Here is a 12,803-nt window from a genome sequence, read left to right as displayed (position 1 = left end):
AATAAGTACACACAAAATGAGCTCTATTTTTTTGAGGGAGAACATTTAACTAATGTATCTAACAGAAATTATTTTTTCATTCTGTTACAGACATTAAGTTATTGACAAGTTATTGAACTTTTATTCTTGTTCAACGGTTTTAAGTTGAATTAGAAACCAAGAACAAATAAAGCAAACCGTACAAATTGAAGCGATTACCATAATTTCTTATTTTGAGTTAACGATACAAAGATATACATATTATTAATAATTGTAATATGTTTTTTTGAACTTTTTTTATTTTTATTTATTATTGGTATGATTTTAGTTGCTATTATTTTATAAACTCATATAAATCAAATTGTTATGAATAAGTTAATTTTTTTATTTTCTTTTTTGATGGTCATTAGTTTGACTGCACAAATCCAAACTCCTGCCCCAAGTCCAAGTTGTAAATTGGAACAAAAGCTTGGATTGGGTACTGTAACTGTAGAATATTCTAGACCAAGTGTTAAGAATAGAAAGATTTTTGGGGAGGTAGTTCCTTTTGATAAAATGTGGCGCACTGGCGCGAACGCAGCTACAAAAATTACTTTTTCGGATGATATGATCGTAGAAGGTAAGCAACTGTTAATGGGTACTTATGCATTATATACAGTTCCAGGTGAAGTGAGTTGGCAAGTAATATTTTATAAAGATTTTGCTCAATCTGGATTACCAAAAACCTACGATCCTACTAAAGTAGCTTTAACTGTTGATGTGGTTCCTGAATTATTAACGACCACGGTTGAATCATTTACAATAGACATTAACGATTTAAAACCGGATATGGCTTCACTAAATTTGTCATGGGAAAACACCTTAGTATCTGTTAAAATGAAAACAGAGATCGACATGAAAGTCCAAAAAAACATAGAGAAAGTTTTAGCTGGACCTACCTCAGACGACTACTATAGAGCTGCAAGTTATTACTCAGACAATAACAAAGATTTAAATCAGGCATTAGTGTGGATTCAAAAAGCAAATGCTATGGATGCTAAATTTTGGAAATTAAGAGTTGAATCTCTTATTTTAGGAAAGCTAGGAAGAAAAGCAGAGGCTATTGAGGCTGCTACGAAATCTAAAACACTTGCTGCGGCAGATGGTAACGAAGAATATGTCAAAATGAACAATGAGGCCATTGCCGAATGGAGTAGGTAACGGGTCAATATCAATGTAAGAAAAAATGGTCAAATAATCCAATGGATGCTTTGACCATTTTTTTTATATTTAATTTTATGATATAGACCAAATTCCAACATGGAATTCAATCTTGAAATTCAAATTAACTTATTTGGACAAATAACCTCTTAATGCGATTGCACCTCCAGATGTAAGTAATTCAACGCCTATATTTCCCTGGTTCAATGCAGTTATGGTCGAATCCGTAATAGTTATTTTAGTATTAAAAGGAGAATTTGGATTGTCAGCTATATTTTGAATTCGAATCGCACCATTATTATGTTCAATCAAATATGCCCGTACAATGGGAATACCTGAAAAATTGATGTTTAGATCCAGTTCATGATTTGATAAATTGGCCCTTATCTGTCCTGTTCCGGTAAATCCAACAAGTGGAGTTAAATCTCCTTGATAGGTATAGCTTTCATTGCCAGAATCATCTTTGTTACAAGAAATAAGCACTGCAGAAAGAGTTGTTACTGCTAAAACGAAATAAATCGTTTTAGTTAAAAATAGCTTTAACATAAATTAAATTTTTAAAGGGTTAAATAAAAGTGCTTGTAGAAATTGTAGAATGGAAATACAAATATAATTATTATAAAGCATTAAATGCCTTTTCATTGAATTTTTTATTTCAATGCTCTTAAGTAAAGATTAAACTTCCAATCCGAACCATAGTAGAACCCTCTTCTATGGCTAATTGAAAATCGCCTGACATACCCATAGATATTTCTGTAAATTCAGGATCTAATAAGTATGAAGCCTTGAGTATATTGAAATATTGTTTTAAAGTCTTGAATTCTTGTCTGGTAATGGATTGATTTTCTGTCAAAGATCCCATGCCCATAATGCCTTTAATTCGAATATGGGGTAATTCTTGCCAAAGGTGTAAATCCAACTCAGTTATTAACTGTTTGTAATCTAATCCAAATTTGCTTTCTTCCTGTGATAATTTAATCTGAATAAGGATGTCAATGCTTTTATTTAATTTAGAGGCTTCTTTACTTATTTGTTGAGCTAATGCTAAAGAATCTACAGATTGAATCAGAAATACAAAAGGTACAATGTCCTGAACTTTATTTTTTTGTAAATGACCAATAACGTGCCACCTGATATCTTTAGGTAATTGATCTTTTTTTATCAAGAGCTCTTGGATTCTGTTTTCACCAAAATCACGTTGTCCTTGATCGTAAATTTTGTTTATATTTTCTACAGTTTGAAATTTACTAACTACAATGAGTTTTACAGGAGCTGCTTGAGTCTTTTCAAGAATTTTTAGATAGGAATTCATTTAAATTTAAAAACAGATTTATTTAAGGTATGAAACATATGGTTCAATTAATAGTTCAATAGGATATGGATAGGCGCTTTCTAAAGTATTCAGTGCATTGATGAGTTTAAAATGGGTAAACAAATGTAATGTGCTGATTGAAACATAACTCTGTATGATTTTATGTTTGTTTATCAAATGTGCCCGCATAGTTCCTGCATGCAAAGGTGTTTTGGGTGTGATCCAATGTTTGCCATTCGTAAATACCAGATTGCTGAAATGGGAATCAGTCAATAAATTGTTCTTAATAATTATAAATTGTGAGTGAGGTTCTATCTGTCGGCGCCAGTAATCTAATTGATTTCGATCTGTGTATTTAAAATCGTAATTTATTTGATCATCGTTTATAAAATAGAATTGATCAAATTGAATAGGATTGTAATGTGAAATGTTTATCTCATAATTGTTTGAATTATAGTTTAATTTGAGTTTTTGTAATTGATCAAAATTGAATTCATCAGGAATTAAAATACTTCTCAATTCAATCGGTTTGGTACTTGGGTAATATTTTGCAAATGTGCGATTGATTCTATTTTGATGAAATGCTATTCGTTGAATGCTGCCATCTATCAGCGCCATGGATTCAAAAAATGGGTACATAAATTTTTTTTATTAATTCATGATATTCTTTTTCAGGATCTGACAGGGCAGTAATGCCTCCACCAGATTTGAAATACAATTGACCATTTTTAGATTCAATGTATCGAATCATTACAGCAGAATCGAATATTCCATGTTGAAAGGTTCCAAATATTCCAGTATAGTAACCCCGTGAATAGTTTTCTACCCTGTGGATAATATCAATGGTACTTTGTTTAGGTGCCCCGCAAATTGAACCTGCAGGGAGTAAGGCATCGATCAGGTCACCATAACAAGTTCGATACCTTTCTCTGACTAGACCGGTAATTTCTGAACTCATCTGGTAAATAGCACCCTTATTTGTTTTAATTAAATCCAAATATTTGAATCTGGATACGGTAACTTGATTTGCAATAATGCTCAGATCATTGCGCAGTAAATCAACAATAGTATGGTGTTCTGCATTTTCCTTTAAGTCATTTAAAAGAACTTCTTCGGCATGTTCAATTTCAGCATTGATGGTGCCTTTCATTGGATTGGTCTTAATCACATTATTTTCAATGTGTACAAATCGTTCCGGGGAGAACACTACAAAAGTATTGTTGACCCATAATTTATATTTCGCATCACTGTATTGGAATAGATCATTAAGTCCTAATGAACAATTTACTTGAGAAGCAAAGGTAAGATTGGTCAGAAACGTATTTCCGGCCTTTAATTCTTTTTGAATGGCTTCAAATGCAAGACAATAGGTTTCATAAGAGGGTGGTGTAAAATCGAATTTAAAAGGGATCTTTTCCTGATGTGTGGTATTTATTTCGTGAATACTGTATTGAATATAATTAGGATCTAATTCTGATAGCGGAATACAAAAACCCAATGTCTTGTCAAAATCCACCATAAACAGGTAATCTTCACCTTTTTTCTGAAGATAATTCATGGTTTTGATAACATTCAGATAGGGTTCCAACAAATGCATAGAACAAAAGTAATTTTTTGGTATTAATTTTCGCCTTTTAATCCATAATTCTTTTAACTAAGCAATGCACCAAAGGGTATTAATAATAGATCATCAAGATTCGTTTACTTATAACTTAGTGCAGTTGTTAGAAGAGTGTGGGGCAGAAGTGCGCGTTATTCATGACAAGCTAGACCTATTTGAAGTTTGTAAAGATTATACTAAAATTCTTTTTTCACCCGGTCCTGGCTTGCCACAAGATTATACTTTAATGCCACTTATTCTCAAGCATTTTGAACATAATAAACATATTTTAGGGATATGTCTTGGGCATCAGGCTATTGGATCATATTATGGCGCGGAACTTTATAATTTGAAACAGGTTCAACATGGGCAGTCTACACTTATCAATGTCTTAGATAGCAATACCCAATCTTTATATCAAGGATTGGAGCAACCTTTCTCAGGAGGATTGTATCACTCGTGGGCATTGACTTTGAAAGGTTCTGTGAATGATCTAATGATTACATGTTTATCCAACGACGGTGTAATAATGGGTATCAAGCACAAAAGGTTTGCTGTGGAAGGAATTCAGTTCCATCCTGAATCTTATAATACGCCGGGGGGTAAAAAAATAATTCACAATTGGTTGAAAATCTGATTAGGATCATGAGAAAAAGCGTTTTTTATTTCATATTTGGATTGATTTTATTCCAACAGCAATCCTCTTTAGCTCAATTATATGGTAGCATAAAAGATGCTGATGGTCAGGCTTTACCCTATGCTAGTATTTACATTCAAGGAACTACTATAGGAACTTTGGCCAATGAGAAAGGGCAGTATGAATTAGCCTTAAAGACCGGTTCAATTAAAATTGTCTATCAATATACTGGTTTTGAAAAATTAGTAAGAGAGGTCCAATATAATACAACTCCAGTGAAGCTTGATGTTGTCCTGAATGAAGCGATTTACAAATTAGGAGAAATTACGTTTTCTTCAAAGAAAGAAGATCCAGCATATGACATTATTCGTCGAACCATTGCTAATCGAAAGAAGTATGAACAATGGGATCATTCTTATACCTGCGAATCTTATACTAAGGGCTCGATGAGAATATTGAATGCACCAAATAAAATTTTGGGACAAAACATTGGGAATATGGATGGTAATTTGGATTCAAACCGCCAGGGAATTGTCTATTTATCAGAATCCATATCTGAAATTTCTTTTGAAAAGCCCAATACGATTAAAGAGGTTATGATCAGTTCAAAAGTTTCCGGAGATGATAATGGATTTTCGTTTAATCGGGCAGGAGCCTTGAATTTTAATTTGTATCAAAATGTCACACCCTTTTCAAAAGATATAATCTCTCCAATTTCAGATTATGCATTGAATCATTACAAATATAAATTGCTAGGTACTTATACCAATGAAAACAATCAATCAGTTCATAAAATTAGAATGATTCCTAAAATCAGAGAAGATGCTGTGTGGTCCGGAGATCTTTATATATTAGATCAAGCCTTTGTGATCTATAGTTTTAATGGATTTATTCGGGGCGCCCAAATTAAGCAAGCTTTGTTTGATACTATTTTTCTAAACCAAAATCACTTTTCAATTGGGAAGGATAGTTTTTGGAGGGTCCAAAATCAATTGTTTAAGTTTAAGGCTGAATTACTAGGAATAAGTCTTGAAGGGAATTTTAGTATCTTTTATAAGAATATACAAATAAATGATACACTTAGGATACAGAATAAAAATGAAACACTAGAGATACTTAAAGGCTCTAACTTTAAAAGTCAATTGTATTGGGATTCTATAAGGCCCATGCCTTTAACTAGCGATGAACAACTCGATTATTTAAAAAAAGATAGTTTAAAATTGATCAAAGCCTCAAAGCATTACTTGGATTCTACAGATCGGATATCCAATCAATTTAAATGGCTCAACCTGTTGATGGGTTATACTTATTCCAAAAGTTACAAACAACGATTTATAACCTATAAAAGCCCAATCAACTCACTTGCATTTAATCCGGTGCAAGGGACCAATCTCATGATTGCTTTAAGGCTATCTCAATATTTAGATAAAGATTTATGGTATCATAAATGGACTGGTGATCTTGATTTGAGTTATGGATTTGCTAATAAACGATTGAATGCTAAAGCATCTATTTATTATCGTTTTAATCCGTTCAAAAATATACAATTGCGGTGGGCTGGAGGTTCAGAATTATCAGAATTTAATTCTTATCAGAATGTTTCGAATTTGTATAATACTTTTTCATCATTGCTTAATAAAAAAAATGCCTTAAAATTATATCAACAAGATTTTATTCAATTTGACGCATCCAGAGATATAAATTATAGTATTCGAAGTCATTTTTCACTTTTTTATATAAACAGATCTTCAGTCTCGAATCAAAGTCAATACAGTTGGCTAAAAAAAGATGTAACTTATTCAACAAACCAAACCACTGAATATGGTCAAGAATTGTTGAAGATTAGTCATCGAAATCTAATTAAAGCTATCATCCGTTTTGACATCCAGCCTTATTCAAAAGTATGGAAAACACCAAATGGAATAACCAATTTGGGATCTGATTGGCCAAAAATCAATTTAAAGGCAACTTTAGGCTACTATGTGACGACTAAAGAACATTTTTTGAAATATGACATGAGTATAAGTCAACAAATTTCATGGAATAGATGGGGTGCGAGTTTGCTGACCTTAGCAGGATCTTTATTAGATTCCAAATCACCAATGGATGTTGTCGACCAATTGTATATAAATGGGAATGCCTTTGCTGTTTATTCGCTACCAGAATTGAATAATTACTTTTTAGGATGGGGTTTATACAGAATTATAGAACCTAAATATTTATTGACCTTTCATATAGAGCACGATTTTAAAGGAATATTGTTGGATCGGATACCTGGAATTAACCGATTAGGATGGGTTGAACACATTCGTTTTTCTGGCTTGGTCAGTAGTCATGAAAGCGGATTGCAAGAATTGAGTATAGGATTTGGTAATATAGGTTATGGGGCATTTAGATTTTTTCGATTGGATTGGGTCCAGGTTTTTGAAAATTTTAAAAATGGACCTTCTTATTTGAGATTTGGGATAAACCAGACCCTATCTGTAGGGAGATAATGTACTTTGAAATTTTTCAAAAAATGGCCTAATTTAGCATGGATTGAATATTAGAATTTGAAAATTTTTTCATGTCGGTTTGAAATAATGTTACTAAAAGGTTGATTATTAATATTTTACACTTAATAATTCAGTCACTTATTTAAACACATCATTTATAAAATTTTCGTACAACAGTCCATTATATTCCCTTATATTTGCGGAGTTTTTGCAAAAAATATATAAATAAAGAATTATGAGTGAGAAGGGAATTGTCAAGTTTGTTTTAATCGCGCTTGTTGCGGTATGTCTGTTCCAATTTATTTTTTACATACCGACCATGAAGTATGAAAGACAAGCTGATAGCTATGCCATTGAAAAGAGTGCCGGCATAGTTGATTTAGATTTGCGCTATACGGAGGAGAAAGCGGCTCGGGCGTATTTTTTGGATTCCATTTCTAGCGAGAAGATTTTCAGTATTCCCATGTTGAAGGAATATACTTATAATGACCTTAAAAAACAGCAACTTGGTCTAGGTTTGGACTTGAAAGGTGGTATGAGTAGTATGCTCCAAATTGATTTACAGGATTTTATGATTTCATTAGCAGGTAAGAGTCAAGATCCTGTTTTTAAAACAGCGTTAGCAGCAGCTAGTGAACGACAAAAGACCAGTCAATTGGATTTTATCAACTTATTTGCCGAAGAATTTAAAAAAGCAGGAAATGGCAAGAGTATGGCTTCCGTTTTTTCTAGGAGCCCTACATTAAAAGATAGAATTACCATTCAATCTTCTGATGCTGATGTTACTAGAATTATCAGAGAATTGGCAGATGAAACGGTTAATTTGACATTCAAACGTATTAAAGATCGTATTGATAAATTCGGTGCGACTCAACCAAATATATCTTTAGATAAAAAACGGGATATGATCCTGGTTGAATTGCCGGGTATTGACAATCCAGCTCGTGCCCGTAAATACCTTCAGGCAAGTGCCAAATTGGAGTTTTGGGACCTGTTCAGAATTAATGACCCGGGACTTATTGATGCCTTTGTAACAGCTGACAAGAAACTTAAATCTCTTGAATCCGGTGACACATCTGCAGTTAATAAAGAAGCATATACATTAAAAAATAGATATGATATAACCAGAGATAGTTTAGGAAATGCTATAGACTCTACATTAGCTGGTGTTGATACCATCAGAAATGCAGATCCATTTGCCGACAGAGGTCCATTGTTATCCCTGTTAAGTCTTAATGGAGGCTCTACAGCTAGTTATTCTCCTTCGGTTTTGGGTGTAGTTGAAAAAGGAAATAAAGACAAAGTTTTAGAATTATTGAGAAAACCCGAATTAAAATCTATATTTCCGAGTGATTTAGATTTTAGATTGTCAGCAGAACCATACTCTAATTATGAAACCAAGGAGGTAACCAATTCCTATGAACTTTATGGAATTAGAACTAAAGTGGGTTCAGATGGAGCAACCTTGGACGGCGCACGGATAATCAGATCTTCAGTCAGTCCTGATCCGGTAACAGGTCAAGTTACAGTTAATTTGGCTATGGACAATAGAGGATCTAAAATATGGGGTGAAATGACAACCCGTGCTGCTAATGATAACAATCGGCAAATTGCTATTGCATTGGATGACGAGATTGTATCTAGTCCACGTGTAATTAACCCAATTTTAGGAGGAAATACTCAAATTTCAGGTAATTTTACCATAGACGAAGCCAAGGATTTATCCAATATCCTACAGGTTGGTAAACTACCTGCAAAAACGCATATTGTACAAGAATCATTGATAGGGCCTTCATTAGGAAAGGAAAATATTGACAGATCATTATATTCCATTCTTGGGGGGTTCTTCTTAGTTCTCTTATTTATGGTGCTTTACTATACAGGAGGAGGATTTATTTCCATTTTAGCTTTAGGATTAAACATTGTATTTATACTTGCAACATTGGCATCATTTGGAACGGTATTAACGTTGCCAGGTATTGCCGGGGTTGTATTAACTATGGGTATGGCGGTTGATGCCAACATCATTATTTATGAACGTATTAAAGAGGAATTAGCTGAAGGACGAACTTATCTTCAGGCTATTGCTGAGGGATTTAAGCATTCACTTTCAGCTATTATAGATTCGCACGTTACGGCTTTACTATCTTCAATTGTGTTATTTTATTATGGTATTGGACCAGTAAAAGGATTTGCCTTGGTGTTAATTATAGGTATTATATTTTCTGTATTTACATCAGTTTTGGTTTCCAGGTTAATCATTGATTGGTGGATGAATAAAGGTAAGTCTATTTCGTTCGCATCTGAAATGACAAAAAGAGCATTTAAGAATTTTCATTTTGATTGGGTTGGAAATAGAAAGTATGCATATATTTTCTCTACCATTTTGACTATAATAGGATTTGTATCATTCTTTACCAGAGGATTCGAGTTGGGTGTAGAATTTAAAGGAGGATATTCTATTAACGTAGCCTTTGATCAGGATGTAGATCCGGAATTGCTCCGAAACGAATTAACCACTTCTTTTGAAGGTAACCCTATCGTAAAGAGTGTTGACACACGAAATACTTATAACATTACGACTTCATATTTAATTAATGATATATCACCCGATGTCAATGAAAAAGTTAAAGCAAAATTATTAGAAGGTATAAATAAGGCATTAAACAAGCAAGTTGAGTATGCTGATTTCACGAATCATGATGGCAAAGGAATTCATATAACTTCTTATTCTCAAGTAGGGCCTGTGATTGCAGATGATATCAAAAGCAGCTCATATAAAGCTTTAATATTGTCATTGCTTGTAATTTTTATTTATATTTTGCTCCGATTTAGAAAATGGCAATACAGTGCGGGAGCTATTATTGCATTGGTCCATGACACATTAGTCGTTTTAGCTTGTTTTTCACTATTTCATGGAATATTACCGTTCCCAATGGAAATTGATCAGGCTTTCATAGCTGCCTTGCTTACTGTTATAGGATATTCAATGAATGACACCGTTATCGTATTTGATAGAATCAGGGATTATCTGTCTAAAGATTCGCAAAAAAGTGAAAGGGAATTGATCAATGATGCTATTAATACAACCTTATCCAGAACAATTAATACTTCATTGGTTACCTTATTGACGATCATAATATTGTTCTTTTTCGGTGGAGCATCCATTAAAGGATTCGCTTTTGCATTAATCGTCGGAATAACTATTGGTACCTATTCTTCAATATTTGTTGCCACTCCGGTTATCGTCGATTTTGCAAAGAGTATGAGAATTAGGACTAAAAAAACTAAGGAAGCCATAACAAATAAACTTTCAAAATCTAAAGCAGTTTAGAAATTGTATATTTTTATATAAAAATGCTTTAAAAGAGTAATTCTTTTAAAGCATTTTTTATTAAAAGGTAACTATTCAGGTAAAAGTCCTGTAGGTACGATGAATTTTTTGCGACGGATAAAATCCGTTGTAAAATGAAAATATTTTTAGTTTTTGGCGGCTTGTGCCGTTCGAAGCAACGGTACATTTTTGCCTGATTTTTGCAAAAATGATGACAAAAACTTACAGTTCAAATTGGGAACTGAATAGTTACATTAAAAGACATTTTTTTGCGTTATAGTATAATGACTAAACGGCATTTTATTTGGGTCTCGTTAATTGCCTTGGTGTCTTGTATGAGTCAGAAAAAACTCAAATCAGGACAAGAAGCGTATGATGTGAAGCAATATTCACTCGCTATTTCTTTTTATAACAATGAATTTGAAACCGCCATTACTAAAAAATCCAAAGCAGGTATAGCTTTTCAATTAGGACAATGTTATTCCAAAATCAGTGATTCAGAGAACGAATTAATATGGTACAAGCGGGCTTATGATCTGGGATACGGTCTTCCGGCACTCGAAAAATATGCCTTCGCCTTAAAGCAGAATGAACAATACGATTATGCTATTGATGTCTTTAATGATTTAGCAGAAGAAGCTCAAGGTGGTTTAATATACAGGCGCGAAATTTCTATTTGCAAATTAGCTCAAAGTTGGAAAGAAAATAAGTCCAATCCTTTTATTTATAGAGTAAGGCCATTTGAATCATTAAATGAAACTGCTAATGATTTTGCAGCTGTTTATAGTCCTGCAGGTGACATCTATTTTAGTTCTGATCGATTTGGAACCAAAGGCAAAAAAAAATACAACTGGTCTGGTCAATTTTTTTCTGACCTCTTTATTCTGAATCGTGAATCTGAATCAGCCGATTTGGTTTCAATAAATAACATCAATACTCCTGATAATGAAGGTAGTTGTTCCCTTGTGAATAATGGTGAGAAATTATATTTTACCAGATGTAGTGATCCAGGAACGGGGGATTATTATTGCCAAATTTATTCTGCATTATTGCCTCAGAATGAAGAACCACAATTAATAGATTTAGGTAATTTTAAATGTAATAATGTAAATCCTGCAATTTATAAATCAGATTCCATTTTGATCTTTAGCTCCGATCGAGAAGGGGGTGAAGGTAAGTATGATTTGTATTTAGCCCAATGGATGGATGAACAATGGAGTAAGCCAGTAAATTTGGGATCATTGATTAATTCACAGGGTAATGAGAAATTCCCAACCTGGGATCATGATACCTTATATTTTTCTTCAGATTATTTAGCCGGTATGGGTGGTTTAGATCTATTTAAAACATGGAGAACCAAAGATGGTAAGTGGTCATCTCCGCAACATTTAGATTATCCAGTGAATAGTGGAGCGGACGATTTTAATTTTTCTAAAGATCCATTATTTAAATCTAATGATACCATTGTTCAATCAGGTATTTTTACCAGTAACAGAAATCAATCTCAAGGTGATGATATTTATAGTTTTCAGTATATAAAAAATCCAAATAGTGTATTCAATGTCCCCAATAAAAAGCTTGGTAAAATTAATATTGTTGCAACAATAACTTTTCTAAAAATCGAAACATACAAGACTGAAAACCTAAATAAAGAATTAGATTCGGTCCAATTGGAAATGACCAAGGATATGAAGGATTTCGTTTATTCTGGAAATAAAACTAAAATGATTTTTTATTTAAATCCGAATACCGATTACCAAATTAAGTGTTCACGACGTGGATATTTGAATCAAATATTGAGTTTTAGAACTCCTTTCTTGGATTCACTGGAGCGAGATACAACCATTAATTTAGATTATAAAGTAGTTTTGGTTCCTTTGATTATCGATAAAGAATTTGTTCTGGATAATGTATATTATGATTACGATAAATGGGATATAAGAGAAGATGCTAAGTTTGCCTTAGATCATCTATATGAGATACTTATTTCAAATCCAAAAATTAATATTGTAGTTGTGTCACATACAGATTGTCGAGGTGAAGATCAATATAATTTAAATTTAAGTCAAAAAAGAGCTCATTCTGTCGTTTCCTATTTGATCAGCAAAGGAATTCCCTCAAATAGACTTCAATCCAATGGAGTAGGTGAACTTGATCCAGCTATAAATTGCAATTGTAGTACCTGTACCGAAGAAGAACATCAAAAAAATAGAAGGACAACTTTTAGAATAAAATTATAGAAATTT

General features: G+C 32.9%; 9 protein-coding genes. 5 read left to right on the top strand and 4 right to left on the bottom strand.

Translation table 11 applies throughout. The annotated features are described in order from the left end of the window. Nucleotides 1–345: 345 nt before the first annotated feature. A complete protein-coding gene (locus tag IPK88_16545) occupies nt 346–1,179 on the top strand; it encodes a DUF2911 domain-containing protein (protein ID MBK8245037.1) in 834 nt (277 codons plus the stop codon). A gap of 129 nt (nt 1,180–1,308) precedes the next feature. On the opposite strand, the gene IPK88_16540 is transcribed toward IPK88_16545, so the two are convergent. From IPK88_16540 to IPK88_16525, 4 genes are all read right to left on the bottom strand, one after another. Beyond that, entirely contained in the window at nt 1,309–1,725 is a 417-nt protein-coding gene (locus IPK88_16540; protein ID MBK8245036.1) for a hypothetical protein, read from the bottom strand. A gap of 118 nt (nt 1,726–1,843) precedes the next feature. Next, nucleotides 1,844–2,491, bottom strand: coding sequence for a YggS family pyridoxal phosphate-dependent enzyme (locus IPK88_16535; GenBank protein ID MBK8245035.1), 648 nt, complete (start codon nt 2,489–2,491; stop codon nt 1,844–1,846). 18 nt (nt 2,492–2,509) lie between these two features. Further along, complete coding sequence (locus IPK88_16530; GenBank protein ID MBK8245034.1) at nt 2,510–3,130, bottom strand: aminotransferase class IV; 621 nt, start codon at nt 3,128–3,130, stop codon at nt 2,510–2,512. Then, entirely contained in the window at nt 3,114–4,088 is a 975-nt protein-coding gene (locus IPK88_16525) for an aminodeoxychorismate synthase component I (protein ID MBK8245033.1), read from the bottom strand. Before IPK88_16525 ends, IPK88_16530 begins: the two co-directional genes overlap by 17 nt. A gap of 64 nt (nt 4,089–4,152) precedes the next feature. Here IPK88_16525 and IPK88_16520 point away from each other — a divergent pair, with 64 nt between their 5' ends. The 4 genes from IPK88_16520 (at nt 4,153) to IPK88_16505 (ending at nt 12,797) form a co-directional block, all read left to right on the top strand. Continuing rightward, nucleotides 4,153–4,728: an aminodeoxychorismate/anthranilate synthase component II gene (locus tag IPK88_16520; protein MBK8245032.1), complete on the top strand. Its 576-nt coding sequence runs from the start codon at nt 4,153–4,155 to the stop codon at nt 4,726–4,728. An 8-nt stretch (nt 4,729–4,736) separates the two neighbouring features. After that, complete coding sequence (locus IPK88_16515; GenBank protein ID MBK8245031.1) at nt 4,737–7,223, top strand: carboxypeptidase-like regulatory domain-containing protein; 2,487 nt, start codon at nt 4,737–4,739, stop codon at nt 7,221–7,223. Between the two features lie 235 nt (nt 7,224–7,458). Then, complete coding sequence (gene secDF / locus IPK88_16510; protein ID MBK8245030.1) at nt 7,459–10,557, top strand: protein translocase subunit SecDF; 3,099 nt, start codon at nt 7,459–7,461, stop codon at nt 10,555–10,557. A 269-nt stretch (nt 10,558–10,826) separates the two neighbouring features. Beyond that, nucleotides 10,827–12,797 (top strand): OmpA family protein, encoded by a 1,971-nt coding sequence (locus IPK88_16505; GenBank protein MBK8245029.1) that lies wholly within the window; start codon nt 10,827–10,829, stop codon nt 12,795–12,797. The last annotated feature ends 6 nt before the right edge of the window (nt 12,798–12,803 follow it).

The organism is Candidatus Defluviibacterium haderslevense (genome assembly GCA_016712225.1).
GTDB classification, from domain to species: domain Bacteria; phylum Bacteroidota; class Bacteroidia; order Chitinophagales; family Saprospiraceae; genus Vicinibacter; species Vicinibacter haderslevensis.
The sequence above is the reverse complement of the archived record's forward strand: the minus strand, read 5'-3'. Positions and strand labels throughout refer to the sequence as shown.

Coding starts and splice junctions, on each gene's coding strand:
- IPK88_16535 (MBK8245035.1), bottom strand. CDS start 2,491: ATGAATTCCTATCTAAAAATTCTTGAAAAGACTCAAGCAGCTCCTGTA.
- IPK88_16540 (MBK8245036.1), bottom strand. CDS start 1,725: ATGTTAAAGCTATTTTTAACTAAAACGATTTATTTCGTTTTAGCAGTA.
- IPK88_16525 (MBK8245033.1), bottom strand. CDS start 4,088: ATGCATTTGTTGGAACCCTATCTGAATGTTATCAAAACCATGAATTAT.
- IPK88_16515 (MBK8245031.1), top strand. CDS start 4,737: ATGAGAAAAAGCGTTTTTTATTTCATATTTGGATTGATTTTATTCCAA.
- IPK88_16545 (MBK8245037.1), top strand. CDS start 346: ATGAATAAGTTAATTTTTTTATTTTCTTTTTTGATGGTCATTAGTTTG.
- IPK88_16530 (MBK8245034.1), bottom strand. CDS start 3,130: ATGTACCCATTTTTTGAATCCATGGCGCTGATAGATGGCAGCATTCAA.
- IPK88_16520 (MBK8245032.1), top strand. CDS start 4,153: ATGCACCAAAGGGTATTAATAATAGATCATCAAGATTCGTTTACTTAT.
- secDF (MBK8245030.1), top strand. CDS start 7,459: ATGAGTGAGAAGGGAATTGTCAAGTTTGTTTTAATCGCGCTTGTTGCG.